The organism is Pseudomonas sp. TE50-2 (assembly GCF_040813665.1).
Classification (GTDB): domain Bacteria; phylum Pseudomonadota; class Gammaproteobacteria; order Pseudomonadales; family Pseudomonadaceae; genus Aquipseudomonas; species Aquipseudomonas soli.
On record NZ_JBFNXN010000001.1, the window covers coordinates 159,331 to 178,857 of the forward strand.

Annotated in this window: 21 protein-coding genes; 11 read left to right on the forward strand and 10 right to left on the reverse strand. The window is 63.8% G+C overall.

Annotated features, from left to right (window positions below):
- Window positions 1-2: 2 nt before the first annotated feature.
- From AAHK21_RS00645 to AAHK21_RS00655, 3 genes are all read right to left on the reverse strand, one after another.
- Window positions 3-764 carry a hypothetical protein gene (locus tag AAHK21_RS00645; protein WP_367856019.1) on the reverse strand — a complete coding sequence of 254 codons (762 nt, stop codon included), beginning with the start codon at window positions 762-764 and terminating at the stop codon, window positions 3-5.
- Between the two features lie 164 nt (window positions 765-928).
- Window positions 929-1,456 (reverse strand): thioesterase family protein, encoded by a 528-nt coding sequence (locus tag AAHK21_RS00650; RefSeq protein ID WP_367856020.1) that lies wholly within the window; start codon window positions 1,454-1,456, stop codon window positions 929-931.
- Between the two features lie 266 nt (window positions 1,457-1,722).
- Complete coding sequence (locus AAHK21_RS00655) at window positions 1,723-2,127, reverse strand: acyl-CoA thioesterase (protein WP_367856021.1); 405 nt, start codon at window positions 2,125-2,127, stop codon at window positions 1,723-1,725.
- Window positions 2,128-2,323: 196 nt separating this feature from the next.
- On the opposite strand from AAHK21_RS00655, the gene AAHK21_RS00660 reads away from it, so the two are divergent.
- Both AAHK21_RS00660 and AAHK21_RS00665 read left to right on the forward strand, forming a co-directional pair.
- Window positions 2,324-2,989, forward strand: coding sequence for an HAD family hydrolase (locus AAHK21_RS00660; RefSeq protein WP_367856022.1), 666 nt, complete (start codon window positions 2,324-2,326; stop codon window positions 2,987-2,989).
- A gap of 55 nt (window positions 2,990-3,044) precedes the next feature.
- Window positions 3,045-3,209 (forward strand): hypothetical protein, encoded by a 165-nt coding sequence (locus AAHK21_RS00665; RefSeq protein ID WP_367856023.1) that lies wholly within the window; start codon window positions 3,045-3,047, stop codon window positions 3,207-3,209.
- Between the two features lie 772 nt (window positions 3,210-3,981).
- On the opposite strand, the gene AAHK21_RS00670 is transcribed toward AAHK21_RS00665, so the two are convergent.
- Window positions 3,982-4,734, reverse strand: a complete 753-nt coding sequence (locus AAHK21_RS00670) for a methyltransferase domain-containing protein (RefSeq protein ID WP_367856024.1) — start codon at window positions 4,732-4,734, stop codon at window positions 3,982-3,984.
- Window positions 4,735-4,830: 96 nt separating this feature from the next.
- On the opposite strand from AAHK21_RS00670, the gene AAHK21_RS00675 reads away from it, so the two are divergent.
- From AAHK21_RS00675 to AAHK21_RS00685, 3 genes are all read left to right on the forward strand, one after another.
- Entirely contained in the window at window positions 4,831-5,496 is a 666-nt protein-coding gene (locus AAHK21_RS00675) for a class I SAM-dependent methyltransferase (protein ID WP_367856025.1), read from the forward strand.
- 297 nt (window positions 5,497-5,793) lie between these two features.
- Window positions 5,794-7,098 carry an MFS transporter gene (locus tag AAHK21_RS00680; RefSeq protein WP_367856026.1) on the forward strand — a complete coding sequence of 435 codons (1,305 nt, stop codon included), beginning with the start codon at window positions 5,794-5,796 and terminating at the stop codon, window positions 7,096-7,098.
- Between the two features lie 92 nt (window positions 7,099-7,190).
- The gene (locus AAHK21_RS00685) at window positions 7,191-7,499 is read left to right on the forward strand and encodes a hypothetical protein (protein ID WP_367856027.1); all 309 of its coding nucleotides are present in this window, start codon (window positions 7,191-7,193) and stop codon (window positions 7,497-7,499) included.
- Between the two features lie 18 nt (window positions 7,500-7,517).
- Here the strand turns inward: AAHK21_RS00685 and AAHK21_RS00690 are convergent, their stop codons facing one another.
- Window positions 7,518-8,450 carry a LysR family transcriptional regulator gene (locus AAHK21_RS00690; RefSeq protein WP_046855759.1) on the reverse strand — a complete coding sequence of 311 codons (933 nt, stop codon included), beginning with the start codon at window positions 8,448-8,450 and terminating at the stop codon, window positions 7,518-7,520.
- Window positions 8,451-8,565: 115 nt separating this feature from the next.
- Here AAHK21_RS00690 and AAHK21_RS00695 point away from each other — a divergent pair, with 115 nt between their 5' ends.
- Both AAHK21_RS00695 and AAHK21_RS00700 read left to right on the forward strand, forming a co-directional pair.
- Complete coding sequence (locus AAHK21_RS00695; protein ID WP_046855760.1) at window positions 8,566-8,811, forward strand: DUF2790 domain-containing protein; 246 nt, start codon at window positions 8,566-8,568, stop codon at window positions 8,809-8,811.
- A 100-nt stretch (window positions 8,812-8,911) separates the two neighbouring features.
- Entirely contained in the window at window positions 8,912-10,216 is a 1,305-nt protein-coding gene (locus AAHK21_RS00700; RefSeq protein WP_367856028.1) for an MFS transporter, read from the forward strand.
- Between the two features lie 6 nt (window positions 10,217-10,222).
- On the opposite strand, the gene AAHK21_RS00705 is transcribed toward AAHK21_RS00700, so the two are convergent.
- A complete protein-coding gene (locus tag AAHK21_RS00705) occupies window positions 10,223-10,918 on the reverse strand; it encodes a tRNA (adenine(22)-N(1))-methyltransferase TrmK (protein WP_367856029.1) in 696 nt (231 codons plus the stop codon).
- 168 nt (window positions 10,919-11,086) lie between these two features.
- Between AAHK21_RS00705 and AAHK21_RS00710 the strand changes: the two genes are divergently transcribed.
- Window positions 11,087-11,467, forward strand: coding sequence for a RidA family protein (locus AAHK21_RS00710; protein ID WP_198754583.1), 381 nt, complete (start codon window positions 11,087-11,089; stop codon window positions 11,465-11,467).
- Between the two features lie 69 nt (window positions 11,468-11,536).
- On the opposite strand, the gene AAHK21_RS00715 is transcribed toward AAHK21_RS00710, so the two are convergent.
- Window positions 11,537-12,466, reverse strand: coding sequence for an RHS repeat-associated core domain-containing protein (locus tag AAHK21_RS00715; RefSeq protein WP_367856030.1), 930 nt, complete (start codon window positions 12,464-12,466; stop codon window positions 11,537-11,539).
- 156 nt (window positions 12,467-12,622) lie between these two features.
- On the opposite strand from AAHK21_RS00715, the gene AAHK21_RS00720 reads away from it, so the two are divergent.
- Window positions 12,623-14,623 (forward strand): U32 family peptidase, encoded by a 2,001-nt coding sequence (locus AAHK21_RS00720; RefSeq protein ID WP_367856031.1) that lies wholly within the window; start codon window positions 12,623-12,625, stop codon window positions 14,621-14,623.
- Between the two features lie 83 nt (window positions 14,624-14,706).
- Entirely contained in the window at window positions 14,707-15,597 is an 891-nt protein-coding gene (locus AAHK21_RS00725) for a universal stress protein (RefSeq protein WP_367856032.1), read from the forward strand.
- A 73-nt stretch (window positions 15,598-15,670) separates the two neighbouring features.
- Here the strand turns inward: AAHK21_RS00725 and AAHK21_RS00730 are convergent, their stop codons facing one another.
- From AAHK21_RS00730 to AAHK21_RS00740, 3 genes are all read right to left on the reverse strand, one after another.
- A complete protein-coding gene (locus tag AAHK21_RS00730; RefSeq protein WP_046855766.1) occupies window positions 15,671-16,192 on the reverse strand; it encodes an acyloxyacyl hydrolase in 522 nt (173 codons plus the stop codon).
- A 375-nt stretch (window positions 16,193-16,567) separates the two neighbouring features.
- Window positions 16,568-17,011 (reverse strand): carboxypeptidase regulatory-like domain-containing protein, encoded by a 444-nt coding sequence (locus AAHK21_RS00735; RefSeq protein WP_367856033.1) that lies wholly within the window; start codon window positions 17,009-17,011, stop codon window positions 16,568-16,570.
- Between the two features lie 101 nt (window positions 17,012-17,112).
- Window positions 17,113-17,988, reverse strand: a complete 876-nt coding sequence (locus AAHK21_RS00740; protein ID WP_081941333.1) for a LysR family transcriptional regulator — start codon at window positions 17,986-17,988, stop codon at window positions 17,113-17,115.
- Between the two features lie 105 nt (window positions 17,989-18,093).
- Between AAHK21_RS00740 and AAHK21_RS00745 the strand changes: the two genes are divergently transcribed.
- Window positions 18,094-19,479 carry an aldehyde dehydrogenase family protein gene (locus AAHK21_RS00745; RefSeq protein WP_367856034.1) on the forward strand — a complete coding sequence of 462 codons (1,386 nt, stop codon included), beginning with the start codon at window positions 18,094-18,096 and terminating at the stop codon, window positions 19,477-19,479.
- Window positions 19,480-19,527 lie beyond the last annotated feature (48 nt).

A 19,527-nucleotide genomic window follows, 5' to 3' on the forward strand; every position in this document is an offset into this window, starting at 1 on the left:
CTTCACACTCCTTGTTCGATCGCTTTGTTCTTCTTGCGGCTTGCGCCGTAGCTGTACAGGCAGGCGCCTGTGAAAATCACGTTGACCACGCTCCAGGCGAGCGCGGCGTCAGGGCTGTACCAGGTCGTCAGGTCGAAGGCCGGCAGGTTCATCAGCGGGGTGTCGCCGGCGATGGTGCGCACGAACAGGTAGAAGCCGAAGGTGTAGGCGCGGGCCTGGAAGTACAGGTCGGAGCGGCGCAGGAGCAAGGCGTAGGCCACCGGCGCCAGCAACAGCGGCAGTGCGTAGCCGAAGGTGGTGATCCGCGCCGAGTACAGGAAGCACAGGTTCCAGGTGGTGTACAGGTAGGGCCAGTAGGCAGGGACGCGCACCACGAAATCCTGATGACGGCCAGAGATCTCCCAGTGCTGGCGCGAGTACGGCAGGCACAGGATCAGGCCCACGGCGGCGACGATATTGAGGACGTTGCCGGTTTGCCAGTCGATCACCGAGGCTTCGATGATGTTGAGCACGATCACCAGGTAGATGAGCTTGTAGATGAAACCTTCGATTTTCGGCCTGTACCTGGCGTAAGCCAGGAAGCACATGGGCAGCAGCACGCTGATGGTCTTGATGCGCATGAACAGGTTGGCGTTCGGCACCAGCAACGCCGGCAGCGACAGCACGAAGAAGGTCAGGCCCACCAGGCGGTAGCGCCTGAACAGCTCGGCGACCAGTAGAAAGACCGCGAAAAGAACCAGCATCAACAACAAGGTGTTCGGCATGAGGTGTTTCCCTACTCATTCATGGATCGACGTGGGGCAGGCGCGAATGGCGGGCACGGCAAAGCCTGCCGCGCGTGGCGCCAGGCCAGAGGCCCGGTGCCGTGGAGCAATGGACGGATTACGTGGGTGTGGTGTTTGCCAAGTGGGCCGCGACGCGGCCTGGCTCAGGCCTTGCCGAGCACGTGGGCCTCAGCCTCCAGCCATTTCCTGATGGCTTCGGGCATCGGCGCGGTAGTGGGTTCGACCTTGAGCTTTTCGGCGATCACTGCGTTGGCGACCAGGCCTTTGCGACCGACCCAGGCGCCCTTGGAATAACCCGTCACCACCACTTCACCGGCACGGTTGAAGAAGGTGTACTGGAAGTAGGTCCAGTTTTCGTCGAGACAGCAGATGCTGAACTCGGCGGTGTACTGCTCGAACATGGAAAGTTGCTTTTTATAGACGACCAGATTACCGCCGAGCATGGGCTTCCAACCCAACTTGAAGGCGGGAATGAGGATTTTCGCGCGCAGGCAAAGTTCCAGCATGAACAGATCGGTAATCGTCATGTAACGGCCGTTGTTCATGTGTTTATTGATGTCTATATCGTTCGGCCAGACCCGCAGCGTTCGCTGCAGCGTGTCGGTCAGGGCCATCGGCGGCTTGAAGAAACCGCGCAGAACAGCCAGCAACAGACGGATGTAGAGATTCATCCGGTTATCCCTCCCTAGGATTTTTATTATCGTTCCCTGCTCGATCACCCGTTGTTTTTTCGGGTGACCGCAAGCGGCGCGTTGCAGGCCTGCTTGTTAATTCCGGAGCGGGGCGAAAGCTAACAGCTTTCTCCAGAAGCAACCAGTGGCCACAACCTCATTTGAAGGGAAAAACGCAACTGAATAACCAGTCACGTTTGGACTTTATATCCGTTTGATGCTGAAACGTTTGTCCGTTACTGAAAAATATATTCGCGCGATTCGCCTTAGTCGTTGCACAGTGCCTCGCGCAGCGCTTCAGGTAGCGCAACCGGCTGTTTGCTCTCGGGGCAGACGCATACCTGGGTCATGCTGGCGCGGAAACATGCCTCGCCACTGGCTCCGACCCCTTCCACAGCGAAACTGAACGATGTGCGGCCGAGCGGCCCGCTGCTGACGTGCACGCGGATCAGGTCGTCCCAGGCCATCGGCGCCAGGAACTCGATGGACAATGCCCGTGCCGGCGGCATGACGCCCATGGCGAACAGCTTGCGCAGGCCTTCGCCGCCCAACTGGTGGGAAAGAAACTCATGGATAGCCTCGATGACGAAGTAACTGATACGCGGTGTGTAGACGATCCCGGCGGGGTCGCAATCGCCGAACAGGATCTTGCGGGTGGTGACGAAAGGCATGGGGTGAGTGCTCCGTGCAGTGGATGCCTGGCAGCCGATAGTAACCGTTCAGGGTCTCTTGGGGCTGGAGCGTTTGCTCGGCAGCCCCGCGCCTGTGAGCCTTGTGCCGAAAACGCGAAAGAACCGGCCAACTGCACTTTCCAATGCTGATGGCATAAGATGCTGCTGAATGGTTTCTCCCCCTTAAGGATGCCCGATGCTGACCGCCCTGCTGTTCGATCTCGATGGGACCCTCACCGATACCGACACCCTGCACTTGCAAGCCTTCCGCCAACTGCTGCACGACCACGATGGCCGCGAGCTGACCCAGGAGCAATTCAACACCCAGGTCAGCGGCCGCTCCAACGGCCTGCTGTTCGCCGAGCTGTTCCCCCAGGCTGATGCCGCCCACCGTCAGGCCCTGGCCGAGCGCAAGGAGGCGTTGTTCCGCGAACTGTCGCCAACCCTGACACCCATGCCCGGCCTGCTGCGCCTGCTGGCACATGCCGAGCGGCACGGCATCGGCATGTGCGTGGTGACCAACGCGCCGCGCCTGAACGCCGAGCACATGCTCGGGGCCATGGGCCTTGGCGAGCGTTTCGCTCATGTCCTGGTCGCCGATGAGCTGGCACGGCCCAAGCCCGATCCCCTGCCCTACCTCACCGGGCTGCAGTGCCTGCAGGCCCAGGCCGGCCAGGCGCTCGCCTTCGAGGACTCGCTGCCTGGCGTCAAGGCAGCTGTCGATGCAGGCATCTTCACCGTGGGCCTGGCCACTACCCAGCCGGCCGAACGACTGCTGGAAGCCGGAGCGCGGTTGGTGATCGAAGACTATGACGATCCGCGGTTGTGGGAAATCATTGCGCGGATGCAAGCCACGGCCTGAACGATTGGTGCTTCTGGCATCGCGCAATAGGTCGGGTTAAGTCCTGCAAGCGCTGTTGCTGTTGCTGTTGCTGTTGCTGTTGCTGTTGCTGTTGCTGTTGCTGTTGCTGTTGCTGTTGCTGTTGCTGTTGCTGTTGCTGTTGCTGTTGCTGTTGCTGTTGCTGTTGCTGTTGCTGTTGCTGATCAGAAGTCTATCCCCGAAGCCCGCTAGCGACAGCTGAGTCAGCCCAGGCGCCGCCCGTAACTTCGCGACTTCAGGAGGCCGAACGCAGGCCTTGCGGAGGGAGGTGACGGGCATGGATGCCCGTCAAGCGCTGCGCCCCAGGATGGGGCGTTCAGCGCGGTCCTCCCGGGAGCAAGGCCGGAGTGAGGGAACCCGGAGCGAAGCGGAGGGCCGGATGAATGGAGCGCAGCGTTTTTTGGTTACTTTTTGTCGCGTTTGACAAAAAGTGACTCGCCGTAATGGCGAAAAGGTGACTATGCGTCATTATAGCAAATGAATGCGCTTACAACTGTGAAAACCCACACCAATCGCATTTGACTTTGACTTTGACTTATACAGCGAGTGTTTTGAAAGTTATATGCGCATTCAGTTGCGATGGTGACGCATAATCACCTTTCCGCCCTTACGGCGGGTCCCTTTTTGAAGGATCAAAAAGGAACCAAAAAATCCTCGCTCCATTCATCCGGCCCCTACGCTTCGCTCCGGGGTCCCCTCACTCCGGCCTTGCTCCCGGGAGGACCGCGCTGAACGCCCCATCCTGGGGCGCAGCGCTTGACGGGCATCCATGCCCGTCACCTCCCTCCGCAAGACCTCCGTTCGGCCTCCTGAAGTCGCAATTTGTGTCGCTTGAACTATCGCGCGCTTAGAAGCAAAAGCAGAGCAAGAGCAAGAAGTACAAGCTTTTTTGTTTGACGCTTTAATATTGAAACTGCTGCTGCCAGCAAACTAATTTAACACCTCTGACACCTCACGCAAGCTAACTACATGACTCACCGCTTGCGCGCGCAAATACCGAAGGCGACATCGCCGATGTAGATATCCTGCGACTGTCGACGCTCGGCATCCAACCGCGCCTGCAGCGTGTCGATGCCCACCTGGCGCGCTGTGGCCACGCCATGGGCGATGATCCGCGGCAGACATGCGCGGATGATCTCCCCCAGCGGATAGGCATTGTCGGGCGTCTGCACCAGGCACTCGGCCCGCAGGTCCTCGACCATCAGCCCCGCCTCGCTGAATACACGGTGCAGGTTAAAGCCGATCTGCAGGTCGGCACCCTCATGGGCAAGCATGCGCCGCAACCATTGCTGGACCTTTAGGTGCAACGGGAATGACGCCTGGCTGGCCGGGGCCAGGCTGCCATCGTGCTCCTGGAAGATCATCAGCCCGCCAGGCAACAGGGGCCTGGCCAACGCGCGCAACGCCTTCACCGGGTCCGCCTGGTACATAAGTACCCGCCGCCCGACGATGGCGTCGAACAACCCTAGGGTCGCGGGCAACGCACACAGTTCGGCAGCCACGAACTCAGGTACCGCCGCCCCTTTGCGGCTTTCACGCTGACGCGCGATCTCCAGGGCCCCAGCCGCCCGGTCGATACCCACCACCGCGCCGTCGTCGCCTACCAGGCCGGCCAGCAGCCAGCTCACCTCGCCACTGCCGCAACCGACATCGAGCACGCGCATGCCGGGGCCGATACCCGCGTCAACCAGCAGGCGCGTGGTGAAATCCGCTTTCGCAAGTGCCATGCCATGCTCCTTCCCAGAGGCGCCAGTGTGCAGAGCAAAGGGGCACGCGCACAAGACTGACCTATGCTACAGCCACACTAGACCCCGAGCATTACCATGGTTACCGACCTATTGCTGGACAGCTGGCAGCACAACGCCCAGGCCTGGATCGAAGCCGTACGCTCCGGCGCCATCGAGTCCCGCCGCCAGGTCACCGATCAGGCGATACTCCTGGCCGTGCTCGGCCGCCAGCCCGGTCGGGTGCTGGATCTGGGCTGCGGCGAGGGTTGGCTGCTCCGTGCCCTGGCCGCAAGGGGCATCGATGCGGTCGGGGTGGATGGCGATGCGACCCTGGTCGCTGCCGCACGCGAAGCGGGTTCGGCGCAGGTCCACCTGGCCAGCTATGAACAAGTGATCGCAGGCGTGCCGGGCATCGGCCACGATCATGAGCTGATCTGCGCCAACTTCGCCCTGCTGCAGCAGGACATCATTCCCCTGCTCACTACCATGCGGGATCTGCTGCGGCCCGACGGCACGCTGCTGATCCAGACCCTGCACCCCTGGACGGCAGCCGCCGGCAACTACCAGGATGGCTGGCGCGAGGAGTCATTCGTCGGGTTCACCGGCGACTGGCGCCCGATGCCATGGTACTTCCGCACCCTCGGCAGCTGGCTGAAGGCGCTGGAGCTGGCGGGCTTCAACCTCGTCGAACTGCAGGAGCCACAACATCCGCAGAGCCAGGTGCCGCAATCCCTGCTGCTGGTCGCGCGTAAAACGGCCTGACCCCTGCGGCCTCTCGTCGCAGCCTTTTCCCTCTTGGCAAATCCTGTACAGGCCTTAAAATCCCGCCTCCTTTTCGCCCGTCGCCCCAACCGGTGGCAAGCCCCCGCAAAGATCGCGCCCGTGCCTCACACATCGCGCATGTGCCACAGGCTCAACCGCCCCGCCCGGCCTTCACCCAACAGGCCCTGCGGTTGACTCTTGCCAAGCTCGCATCCCGCCCAGGCCGCACTGTACGTCGCTGTCCGGAACGTGCAGCCGAAAAGGTGCTTTTGAGCTCTTTTCAACCTTGAGGTAACTATGTCTGTGCGTTTGCTGGCGATGGCGCTGGCACCCCTGCTCGGCCTGTTCATCATTGCCCTGGGCAATGGCGTGCTGTCTTCCCTGACCACCCTGCGCCTGGGCGCCGCCGGCGAATCGGCGACCATGATCGGCGTGGTGTCCTCGGCCTACTTCATCGGCCTGACCCTTGGCGCGATCTTCAACGACCGGCTGATCCTGCGCATCGGCCATATCCGCGCCTATAGCAGCTTCGCCGCCTTGATCGGCGCGACCATCCTGCTGCAAGGCCTGTTCTACGACACCACGTGGTGGTTCGTGCTGCGGCTGATCAACGGCTGGGCGGCGGTCGGCGTGTTTCTGGTTATCGAGAGCTGGCTGCTGCTGGCCGGTGACGCAAAGATCCGCGGGCGTCTGCTGGCGCTGTACATGATCGCCTTCTACGGTGCCGGGGTGATCGCCCAGGCCGCCTTGGGCGAGGTCACTGGCTGGGGCGAGACCGCGCCATTCATGGTCGCCGGCATGCTCGCCACGCTGTCGGTGCTGCCGATCGTGATCCTGCCACGGGTATCGCCACTGCTGGATCAGGTCGAGCCGCTCAAGCCCCGGCAACTGCTGGGCGTAGCGCCGACCGGGCTGGTCGGCTGCTTCGGCTCGGGGGTCGCCATCGCCGGCATCTATGCCTTGCTGCCGCTGTACCTGCAACGCATCGGCCTGGACGTCGGCGAGACCGGCGACATGATGGCCTGGGTGATCCTCGGCGCCATGCTGCTGCAGTACCCGGTCGGGCGCTGGTCCGACCGCAAGGATCGCCAGGACGTGCTGATCGCCCTGGCCGCCCTGTGTACCGTGCTGTCGGTATTGATCGTGCTGCTGCCAGCCGACACCGTGCTGCTGCCGGCGCTGCTGTTCCTGCTCGGCGGCGGCGTGTTCGCGCTGTACCCGGTGGCCGTCAGCAGCGCCGCCGACCGCGCCCCGGCCGACGCGCTGGTGCCGATGATCCAGGGGCTGCTGCTGATCAACTCGCTGGGCTCGGCCATGGCCCCGCTGGCCATTTCGCCGATGATGACCGCCTACGGCGAAGTCGGGCTGTTCTGGGCCTTTGCCGTGATCAACCTGGTCATGGTCGGGTTCTTCTTGTGGCGTCGCGGCAAGCGGCCGGCACCTGAACATCCAGCACCCTTCGCACCCACGGCGACCTTCTCGCCAACCGGCGCGGAACTGCGGGTGACCGAAGACCTGATGCACGCGGCGCAGGAGCATCCGACGCTGGAAGCGATGGATGCCATGCCCGGCCAACAGGCGCCTCGTCCTGATGCCCACTGACGCTTGACGCCAAGGACCGCCCGTCGCTTGACGGGCACCTAGGCGCTGCCGTGATAGCCCAACCATGACAGTCATCCGACAGGAGATTCATCATGGTCAATCCACGTCCCCTCGCCTTGCTGCTGGCCCTGATGCTGGGCAGCACCGCCACCCTCACCCTCGCGGCCACCGACATGAACGGCAGCGGCACGCACAAAGAGCACACTTCCGAGCAAGGCAAGACCGCCGGTGAAGGCAGCAGCGTCAACAGCCCCGGTGGCAAGGATAACGACAGCAGTGACACCGGTACCGACTCTGACGCCGCCGACGGTGCCGCTGGCGGCTCCAACAGTACCGGAGAAGCCACCGGCAGCGGCGCCGGGGCCTCTGGTGGCAGCGCCGAAGATCAGGACAGCCGGTGACCCGCGAAGCGCGGGCCTTCACCGCCAGTATCGGGGCTCGTCCACCACGCGCTGGTGCTCGGCGAACAACAGCGGCAGCTGCTCCTTGAGAAAGTCCAGCCAGGTGCGCACCTTGGCGTCCAGGTAATGCCGTGACGGATAGATCGCATAGATCTCGCGCTGGCGCAGCCGATGCGGCGCCAGCAAGCGGCACAGGCGCCCCTCCTGCATGGCCTGACTCGCCGAGTAGTACGGCAGCAGGCCGACCCCCATGCCCAGCTCGGTGGCCTTGAGCATGGCGTCCGCGACGTTGGTGAGGAAAGTGTCCTGGGGCACGATCACGCAATTGTCGGGGTGGCCTTCGAACGACCAGTCCTCCTCGAACAGCGGGTCGACGGTGCGCAGGCAGACGTGCCCGTGCAAATCCTCGGGGCGCTCGGGTACGCCGTGGCGGGCAAGGTAATCCGGGGAGGCGCACAGGATGCTGTGGATGCTGCCCAGCGGGATGGCGATCAGTTGCGAGTCCGGCAGGCCCTGGCCGATGGTGATCACCACGTCATGCCCCTCGGCCAGCGGGTCGGGGTTGCGCTGCGACAGGGTCAGTTCCATCACCACTTCCGGGCAGGTCGCGTTATAGCGCGCCACCAGCGGCATCATCAACAGCCCCAGGCCATGGGTGCAGTGGAAACGCAGGCGGCCACGGGGCGTGAGGTGGGCGCCGCGGGCCTCGTCCACCGCCTCCTCGGTGAGCAGCATGATCTGCCGGGTGCGCTCGAGAAAGCGCTCGCCCGCCTCGCTCATGCGCAGGCGCCGAGTGGTGCGATGCAGCAGGCGGGTCTGCAGCTGGTTCTCGAGCTCGGCGACGATCCGCGACACCTGCGCGGCGGAAATATCCAGGGCCTGGGCCGCCCCGGCGAAACTGCCGCACTCCACTACCCGGGCGAAGGTTCGCATCGCATGCAGCATGTCCATGGGCAGGAACTCTCATTCATACATGAAAGGCAGGAATCTATCACGGGATAGCCCATTTATTGTGAAACACAAATGAATGGATCATTAGCTATCCGCAATAAATGAGGTACCTGTCATGAAACGTTCGATTGCCCTGCTAGCCCTCAGCGCCACCCTTGCCTCGTTCGGCGCTTTCGCCGACAACAGCCCCAGCACCTACGAATACGGCATGCCGCTGGACATCGCCAAAGTCATTTCGATCACTCCGGCCAGCAACGACGCCGATTGCCAGGTCGGCACCGCGCACATGGTCTACGTCGACCACCAGGGCCAGACCCGCGAAGTCGACTACCGCCAGATGGGCAACTGCTCGCAGCTGTAACCCCTTGGCAAAAATACCAGCCATCTTGCTGAAAGTGCATTTGCCCGCCTGACACGGCGCCGCATGATCTGCCGGGACAACAACAAGAACGTCCCGGACCATGAATACAATCGATACCTCCACGGCCCCATCCGTGCGCGCCTGCGACGCTACCCACGCCCGCATCACCTGGCGGCTGATGCCGCTGCTGCTGGTGTGCTACCTGTTCGCCCACCTGGACCGCATCAACATCGGCTTCGCCAAGATGCAGATGAGCGCCGACCTGGGTTTTTCCGACACCGTCTACGGCCTGGGTGCCGGCCTGTTCTTCATTGCCTATGCGCTGTTCGGCGTGCCCAGCAACCTGGCCCTGGAGCGGGTCGGCCCGCGGCGCTGGATCGCCACCCTGATGGTGGTCTGGGGATTGTTGTCGACCGGCATGATGTGGGTGCAGGACGCCGCCGGGTTCTATGCCTTGCGCTTTCTGCTGGGCGTGGCCGAGGCCGGTTTCTTCCCCGGCATCCTCGTGGTGCTCAATCGCTGGTATCCGGCCCGGCGCCGCGCCCAGATCACGGCGTTGTTCGCCATCGCCGTGCCCTTGGCCGGAGTGGTCGGCGGGCCGTTGTCCGGCGGCATCCTGCAGGCATTTCACGATCAGGGCGGCATGAGGGGCTGGCAGTGGATGTTCCTGATCGAGGGGCTGCCGGTGGTGTTGCTCGGGCTGGTGGTGCTCAAGGCCCTGCCGGACAGTTTTGAGCAGGTGGCTTGGCTCACCGCCGATCAGAAGCATGCAATGCGCGAGGAAATGGCCCGCGAGGAGCGGCACAAGCCGATCGACTCGATGCGCGGGCTGCTGGGCGACGCCCATGTCTGGTTGCTGGTGGCGATCTATTTTGCGGTGATGCTGGCAGTCAATACCCTGGCCTTCTGGATGCCCAGCCTGATCCACGGCGCCGGAATCGGCAGCGATGGCCAGGTCGGCCTGCTCAGCGCCATCCCTTATCTGGCCGGTTGTCTGTTCATGCTCGGCTGCGGACGCTCGTCCGACCGCCACAGCGAACGCCGCTGGCACCTGTGCGGACCGCTACTGATGGCCGCCGCCGGCATCGCCCTGGCCGGCTGGGCGCCGGACGATGCCTGGCTGGTGATGAGCGGGCTGGTGGTCGCGGGTATGGGCGCCAGCGCCGCGCTGCCGATGTTCTGGCAATTGCCGCCGGCCTTCCTGGCGGGCGGCACCCAGGCCGCCGGCATCGCCATGATCAGCTCGTTCGGCAGTATCGCCTCGTTCGCCGCGCCTTATCTGATCGGCTGGATGCGCGACAGCACCGCCAGCCCTGGCCTGGCCTTGCAGGTACTGGCCGTGGCCATCGTACTGGGCGCCGTGCTGGTAATGAAGGTGCCAGCCAACGTGGTCAACCCAAGGTGAGGCGCTTCACGCCAGCAACTGGGTAATCCACTGCGCCTGACGGGTGATATCGCGCACCTTTTCCTCGGGCACTGGCTGGCGCGCCCGGGCGAAGTTGGCCAGGGTCTGGTGTTTCTGGCGCAGCATGCGTTGCCACTTGAACAGGAACGCCGGGCTGCGCGCCTGCATCAGCAGCGGGCCGAAGTACAGCTGCTCGGCGCTGTAGCTGACCGACTCGGCACGTTCGGCGACGATGATTTCGTAGTCGAAACGGTTTTCCCGCAGCACTTCCTCACAGACGATCCGATAGCCGTTGTCCATCAGCCAATGGCGCAGCGCCGGTTCACCGCCGTTGGGTTGCAGGACCAACCGCTCATGGCCGCCCAGGTGCTGCTTGCCGGCCTCGAGGATGTCGCGGATGGTCTCGCCGCCCATGCCGCAGATACTGACTGCGGTGATGCCATCATTTGGCTCGATGGCTGCCAGGCCACTGGCATGGCGCACGGTGATGCGGTCTTCCAGGCCGTTGTCGCGCACGGTGCGCTGCGCGGCCTGGTACGGCGTCAGCGCCACTTCGCCGGCCACGGCCGCGACAATCGCGCCCCGACGTGCCAGCGCCACCGGCAGGTAGCCATGGTCCGAGCCGATATCGGCCAGCCGCGCACCCGCCGGCACATGGGCTGCCACGCGCTCCAGGCGCATGGACAATGTGTGTTCGTTCAACGCAAGCCTCTTTTCACGACCAGGGCCCGACGCCTGTGGCCGGGTGGGGCGCGATTCTGCCGGTCCCGGCCAGGTATTTCAAATGCCCGCGGCCGACCGCCCTGCCTCGACCTGCCCTGCCCGCTCGCGTAGGCTTGGCGGTTTCCTTCCGTTGCAAGGCGAAACCCCATGGCACACAGCGACATCATCTACACCCCCGACCCGGACGCCGACTCGATCTCCTCGGATGTTGCCGAATACAACGGCATCCTGGTCAGCACCCAGATCCCCGTGCAGGCCGACGGCAGCCTCGAGCTGGGCGACATCACCACCCAGTGCGAATGCACCCTGCAGGCTTTGAAAGTTGCCCTGGAGCGCGCCGGCAGCTCGATGGACCGCGTGTTGCACCTGACCATCTACCTGACTGACATGGCCGACCGGGCGGCGTTCAACGAGGTGTACCAGCGGTTCTTCAGCAAGCCATGGCCGGTGCGTGCGGCGGTGGGCGTGGCTTCGCTGGCGTTCGAGGGGATGCGTGTGGAAGTGACGGCGATGGCGGCCCGAGCCTAAGCCGAACAATGCGAGCGGGGCCACGCCGTCCATCTGACGCTTCCGTGGACCCGCTGGCAAAACGAAACGCTAGACATTTGACTCAGCTTCTCCCCCCGGCGGCAGCCTCCTTATCGCATCCATCCTTTGCCCTACCCCTCCGCCATCCTGAGCTCGCAACTGTTCGAGCGTCCGCGCGGCGGAACCATCCCTGACCTGAGCAAGGGTCGCGCCGTTGGCTGTGACCGCCCGTGCGATGTTTCTTGCCGCGTCGTGTAACTCTTTCCACTCGGACAGCATCCCGGTCACCTTGCCACTCGTGTAGGTCGACACAACGGTCAACCATACGTTGATATCCGTGTGGGTCTGGCTGGGTTCAGGTTGCCACTTGTTGACCAGGCCTGATATGCCTGTGACCGTACTCATCACGCCCGAGCCCGCAGCCGTCAGGTACTCCATGACCGATGGCGTGCGTGGCAGCCGACCATGATCTTCACCAGCAAGATACGGCCTGGCCTTTCGGACATAGAACTCGGTACCAAGCATGTACTTCAGCAAGGCGCCATCCTGCAAGACCAATGCACCGGCGGCCATGGCAGCGTCATTGATCATCGAAGTCGGGCTGACGGCGGAAGGGCCCGGAGCGATGGTGCTGGATGACTGCCTTGGCTGCCTGATCCTGCCATTCGGATCAGTGAAATTAACGGGGTCCCCCTGGCAGTATGCGTAGGCATTTACCCCTCCCGCCCCGAATGGACTCAGCCGATCAGGCGAATGGAACCTCATCAAGCTGGGACTGAACGTGCGATACCCCTTGCCCAACGCGTAATTACCCGTCGCTGGGTCGCGTAGCTGACCACAGTAGGCCAGCGAAGGTGACACCGCATCTGCAAGCCCACCATAGGGTGAATAAGCCCGTTTAAAGCCCGAACCAGCGAGTAGCGAGTGCTGCCTATCGATCATCGCCAGGTAGGTGGACTCCATGTATTTGCCTTCGCCAGTCATGCGCTGGAAGGACATTAACACCCGCTGAAGCTAGCCAGAACTGACAAAATTGCCAGGTCCTATTAGACCGTAACCTGCCCGCGCGGAACGAGTTCATCGGTTATGGATGCCCCCGCCCCGATTCACCGCTACAATGCCCGCCTTACCGTGACAGCCCGAACCTATAACGACATGTCCCTTCCAAAGCACCACCTGGAACTGCTCAGCCCTGCCCGTGACGTGAGCATCGCCCGCGAGGCGATCCTGCACGGCGCCGACGCCATCTACATCGGCGGCCCAAGCTTCGGCGCACGCCACAACGCCTGCAACGAGGTCAGCGAAATCGCCGAACTGGTCGAGTTCGCCCGGCGCTACCATGCCCGCGTGTTCACCACCATCAACACCATCCTCCACGACAACGAGCTGGAGCCTGCGCGCAAGCTGATCCACCAGCTGTACGACGCCGGTGTCGATGCGCTGATCGTGCAGGACCTGGGGGTGATGGAGCTGGATATCCCGCCGATCGAGCTGCATGCCAGCACCCAGACCGATATCCGCACCCTGGAGCGGGCCAAGTTCCTCGACCAGGCCGGCTTCTCCCAGCTGGTGCTGGCCCGCGAGCTCAACCTGCAGCAGATCCGCAGCATCGCCGCCGAGACCGACGCAGCCATCGAGTTCTTCATCCATGGCGCGCTGTGCGTGGCCTTCTCCGGCCAATGCAACATCTCCCACGCCCAGACCGGGCGCAGTGCGAATCGCGGCGACTGCTCCCAGGCCTGCCGCCTGCCGTACACCCTCAAGGACGACCAGGGCCGCGTGGTAGCCTTCGAGAAGCACCTGCTGTCGATGAAGGACAACAACCAGACCGCCAACCTGCGCGACCTGGTCGATGCTGGCGTGCGCTCGTTCAAGATCGAGGGCCGTTACAAGGACATGGGCTATGTGAAGAACATCACGGCCCACTACCGAAAGGAGCTCGACGCCATCCTCGAGGACCGCCCTGAGCTGGCTCGCGCCTCCAGTGGCCGCACCGAACACTTCTTCGTGCCGGACCCGGACAAGACCTTCCACCGTGGCAGCACCGACTACTTTGTCAGCGACCGCAAGATCGACATCGGCGCCTTCGACTCCCCAACCTTCACTGGCCTGCCAGTGGGCGTGGTCGAAAAAGTCGGCAAGCGCGACCTGCTGGTGGCTACCGATGTACCGCTGACCAACGGCGACGGCCTCAATGTGCTGGTCAAGCGTGAAGTCGTGGGCTTCCGCGCCAACATCGCCGAGCTGAAAAGCGAATCCGAGGAGGACGGCCAGAAGCGCTACCGCTACCGCGTCGAGCCCAACGAGATGCCCGAGGGCCTGTACAAGCTACGCCCCAACCATCCGCTTTCGCGCAACCTCGACCACAACTGGCAACAGGCGCTGCAGCGTACGTCGTCCGAGCGCCGGGTGGCTGTAGAATGGCATGCCGTGCTGCGTGAACAGCGCTTGCTGCTGACTCTCGGCAGCGAGGAAGGCGTCAGCGTGCAGGTCGCCCTGGACGGCCCGTTCGGCGCCGCCAACAAGCCGGAACAGGCGCTCGAGCAACTGCACGACCTGCTCGGCCAGTTGGGCACCACGATGTACCACGCCGACGCTATCGAACTCGATGCGCCCCAGGCGTTCTTCATCCCCAACTCGCAGCTCAAGGCACTGCGCCGCGAGGCCATCGACGCGCTGACCGAAGCACGGATCAAGGCCCACCCGCGTGGCGGCCGCAAGGCCGAGACCACGCCACCGCCGGTGTATCCCGAGTCGCACCTGTCATTCCTGGCCAACGTGTACAACCAGAAGGCCCGCGACTTCTACCATCGCCATGGTGTGCAACTCATCGATGCGGCGTACGAGGCCCATGAAGAGCACGGCGAAGTGCCGGTGATGATCACCAAGCACTGCCTGCGCTTCTCCTTCAACCTGTGCCCCAAGCAAGCCAAGGGTGTGACCGGCGTGCGCACCAAGGTAGCGCCGATGCAACTGATCCAGGGCGATGAAGTGCTCACCCTGAAGTTCGACTGCAAACCCTGCGAGATGCATGTGATCGGCAAGATGAAGAGCCATATCATCGACCTGCCGACCCCAGGCAGCGCGGTGGCCCAGGTGGTCGGGCACATCAGCCCGGAAGACCTGCTCAAGACCATCCCGCGCGCGCCGCATTGAGGCATGACCCGTCGTCGCTCCAGCGGACTTCACCGGCGGCGGGTCTAGACTGAACAGGGGGCTGCCACACGTGGAGGTGTGAGATGAGCCAGTTCAAGCGATTGTTGGTCATGCTCGGCCCGCAGATGCGCCACACGCCTGCCCTGCAGCGCGCCGCGGCGCTGGCCGAATCCAGCGGGGCCCTGCTGGACCTCAATGTCTTCGTCGACGATGTCGACACCTTCGGCCTGATGAGCGACAGCCGCGAGCGCGAACGCCTGCTAGAGGACAACCGCCAATGGCTGGCCGACGAGGCCGAGCAACTGCGCAATGCCGGCCTGGATGTTTCGACCGAACTGCTGCTGACCCGTGACCCGCTGGGCAGCGTGCTGGAGCAGGTCGAACGACTGGGCTGCGACCTGCTGGTCAAGGACGTGCAGCACGAACCCATCCTCAAGCGCCTGCTGGTCACTCCGCTGGACTGGCAACTGCTCAAGGACAGCCCGGTGGCGGTGCACCTGGTCAGCGACATCCGCCTGCCCCTGCCCCGACAGATCGCCGCCGCGGTCGACCTCAACAGCCATGGCGCCGGCGAGCACCTGGACGAGGCGGTGATCCGCAGCGCCCATGCCCTGGCCCTGCAGTGCAACGCCGAACTGCACCTGTTGCATGTGTGTGATGCGGCCAGGACCCATATCGCCGACTTCGGCGCCGGTACCGTGACCATGCCCGGCTTCGATAACAGCGTGCGCACGGCCCAGCGCACGGCGTTCAACCGCCTGGGCGACCACTACCAGATCGACCTCGAGCGCCGCCACTTCCTCGAAGGGCCGGCAGTCAAGGCGATCACCCAATACATCGCCGCTCACCGGGTAGATGTGATCGTCATGGGCAATCACCGACACGATGCGTTGCAGGCGTTTCTCGGCGGCACCACGGCGCATGTGCTGGAGCATCCGCTATGTAATGTGCTGGCGATCAAGGCGGTACGCTGAATGCCATCGAGGGACAAGCCCACTCCCGCAGTGCGGGAGCAGACCTGCCCCTCGATCGGTAGCTTGCGTGGACTCAGAACGCCTTGCTGTAGAACAGCGAGTACGACTCGATCCCGTCGTTAGGCTGCTTCAGCCCGGCATTGGAGTAGTGCATGGCGCGGATGCCGATCTTCTGCTCCGCCGGCAGCTTCAGGCCGAAACCTATCCGGTCTTCGAAGTTCACCGACGAGCCCAGGCGCTGGTCGCCCACGTCGGTCTTGGAGAACGCCGCCAGGCCGATACCCGCTTCGATGAACGGGGTGTAGGTAAAGCCACTGAATTCATAGACGAACACCGGGCTGATCGACAGCGAGTGAGCCCCGCTGGCCTCGCCGCCTTCCCAGTAGGTGTAGGCCGCATCCCAGTATCCGGTCAGATGGCCGGTACCGCTCTCAAGCCATTTCTTGTCCCAGTCGAAGGACAGGCCGATGCGGTAGGTCATGTCGCCTTGGCCAGTAGCACCCACGGCAGCGGACACTTGCGCGGCCTGGGCCAGGTTGGCTCCGGCGAACGCCAGCACGGCCGCGGCCAACGTTGTGGCGAGACGGGTTTTCATCGATGACTTTCTCCTGATGGTCTTCACGGGCAGGGCCGCGAAATGCGCGTCCCTGCGTCAATGGAGGCTACGCCCCTCGTTCTTCCTGCGTTGGCAACCCCAGACTGTGGAAGGGTTACAAGCGGTAATACTTCTTTGATTATTGTCAGAATGTACTGATAGTGGGAAGTGATTTGCCACTATTGGTTAAGGACACTGCGCTCCATCCAAGGGTTCAGTTGTATTGCGCCTCTTCGTGCTCGCAGATAAGACTACTGCGCCTATCAGATCGAGCGGCGCTCGATCTGATAGGCGCTGCAAAACCAAGCGCGGCCCCTTGGCGGCCCTCACTCGGTCGATCGTCTCGCGCCCAAGAGACTTTGACCGGACTGGCCCTCAGCGCCAGTTGAGATCGACCCGCGCTGGCGCCTTGCCGTCCACCGTCACCTGCTGCTGCACCGTCTGGCCCTCGGCATTGCCGACCACGCGGTAGTGCCCAGGGGGCAATTGCACGAAGATCAACGGGCCGACGTCCTGCAACGCCAGTACCGACTGGCCCTGGGCCGATTGGATATCCACTGCGGCGCCACTCTGGAACTTGCCTTCGGCACCGGTCGAGAGGGTGATGTGCAGGTCGTAGCCGGGTGTGCGGCGCAGGGCATCGGCTTCATCCTGGCCGATACCGCCCTGCAGGTAGCGGATGCCGTTCTGTTCCTGGGGCTGCAATTGCACGCCCTGCGGATCGATGGGAGTGTTCAGGTCGGTGGCCGCCGCGAGGTTCCAAGGCATGGCCAATGCCAGCAACAGCGCGGCGCAAAGGCCGTAATGATGAGTGTGCATGATGCATTCCTCCCAGGGAGGGATGGTCTACACAGTTTGGAGGGTTTTCCGGGGCTCGGGTTCGCCTGTCGACGCACCGTTAGTCCGCGTGGTGCTGCGCTTCAAGCCGAGGGCAGTTCACGACGCTCTTCGAGCAACTTGATGAACATGCTCAAGCTGCGCGACACCGTGCCCCGCCGCCACACCAGCCAGGTCTTCAGGTAGCGGAAGTCCTCGGCCATCGGCCAGGCGCTGACCGTGCTGCACCCCGGCATGTTGTCGAGCATGCTGCGCGGCATCATCGCCAGGCCTGCGCCTGCGCTGACGCAGGCGAGCATGCCGTGGTACGACTCCATCTCGTGGATCTTGCCCGGCACCGCCTGGTCATGGACGAACCAGCTTTCGAAATGGTGGCGGTACGAGCAGTTGGCGCGAAAGGCGTAGATGCTCGAGCCGTTGACATCGCGGGCACGGGTCACGGGCGGGTGGTTGAGCGGTGCGATGACCATCATCTCCTCCTCGAACACCGGCATGCCTTCCAGCGTCGGGTGCAGCACCGGTCCATCGACGAAAGCCGCCACCAGGCGCCCGGACAACACCCCTTCGAGCATGGTCCCCGACGGCCCGGTGGACAGGTCCAGGTCGACCTTCGGGTAGCGCTGGTTGTAAGCCGCCAACAAGGCCGGGATGCGCACCGCGGCGGTGCTTTCCAGCGAACCCAGGGCAAAAGTGCCCTGCGGGTCCTCCCCCGCCACGGTCAGGCGCGCCTCGTGTACCAGGTCGAGAATGCGCCGGGTGTACTCGAGGAAGTTCCAGCCGGCCGGCGACAGGCGCAGGCGGCTCTTCTCGCGGATGAACAGCTCGACGCCCAGGTCCTCCTCCAGTTGCTTGATGCGGGTGGTCAGGTTCGACGGCACCCGATGGATCTGCTGGGCGGCGGCGCTGATGCTGCCGTGCTCGGCCACGGCCTTGAACATCTCGAGTTGCACCAGGTCCACGGTCATTCTCCAAACGTGAATGTTTCGCTCATTATTATTCAGTTTTCATTAAAGTGCGCCACCACTAGTCTGCGCTCACCCCATCAGAACAATGAGAGTCCTGCCATGAGCGAGATCAGCAGCCTGACCCACGCCATCTCCGTCGACCCCTACAGCGGCGAACGGATCGGCCATTACGCCTTCGACACCGACGCCGCACTGGACGCGGCGCTGCAACGCGCCAAGGCAGGCTACAGCCAGTGGCGCCAAGTGTCGCTGGGTCAGCGCAGCGAGTACCTGGTCGCGCTCGGGCAGGCCCTGCAGGCCAACGCCGAGGCCTTTGCGCAGATGATCGCCCGCGAGATCGGCAAGCCGATCAGCCAGGCCCGCGGTGAAGTCAGCAAGTGTGTCGGCCTGTGCCAGTGGTACGCCGAACACGGCCCGGCCATGCTGGCGCCGGAGCCGACCCAGATCGAAAAGGCCCGTATCGAATACCGCCCGCTGGGCCCGATCCTCGCCGTGATGCCGTGGAACTTCCCGGTCTGGCAAGTGCTGCGCGGCGCGGTGCCGGCGCTGCTGGCGGGCAACACCTACGTGCTCAAGCACGCGCCCAACGTGATGGGCAGCGCCTACCTGCTGGCCGACCTGTTCAAACGCGCCGGCCTGCCTGAGGGCGTGTTCGAGGTGCTCAATGTCACCCCGGACGGCGTCACCCGCGCCATCAACGACCCGCGCATCGCCGCCATCACCCTGACCGGCAGCGTGCGCGCCGGCATGGCCATCGGTGCGCAAGCCGGCGCCGCGCTGAAGAAGTGCGTGCTGGAGCTGGGCGGCTCCGATCCGTTCATCGTACTGGCCGATGCCGACCTCGATGCCGCGGTGAAGGCCGCCGTGATCGGCCGCTACCAGAACACCGGCCAGGTCTGCGCTGCCGCCAAGCGCCTGATTGTCGAAGAAAGCATTGTCGAGGCGTTCACCCACAAGTTCGTCGAAGCCACCCGTGCGCTGACCGTCGGCAATCCGCTGGACGACGCCACCTACATCGGCCCGATGGCCCGCTACGACCTGCGCGATGAACTCGACGGGCAGGTCCAGGCGACCCTCGCCGAAGGCGCCACCCTGCTGCTGGGGGGCAACAAGGTCGAAGGCGTGGCCAACTTCTACGAGCCGACCGTGTTCGCCAACGTCACCCCGGACATGACAGCGTTCAAACAGGAGCTGTTCGGCCCGGTGGCGGCGATCATCAGCGCCCGTGACGCCGACCACGCCGTGGCGCTGGCCAACGACAGCGAATTCGGCCTGGCCGCGACCATCTACACCGCCGACTATGCCTTGGCCGAGCGCATGACCGCCGCGCTGGACACCGGCGGCGTGTTCATCAACGGCTACTGCGCATCCGACCCCCGTGTGGCGTTCGGTGGCGTGAAGAAAAGTGGCTTTGGCCGCGAGCTGTCGCACTTCGGCGTGCGCGAGTTCACCAATGCCCAGACGGTATGGCTGGATCGCAACTGATCCTCGTGTCCTGACACCCCGTTGCGGGAGCGGCTTCAGCCGCTCCCG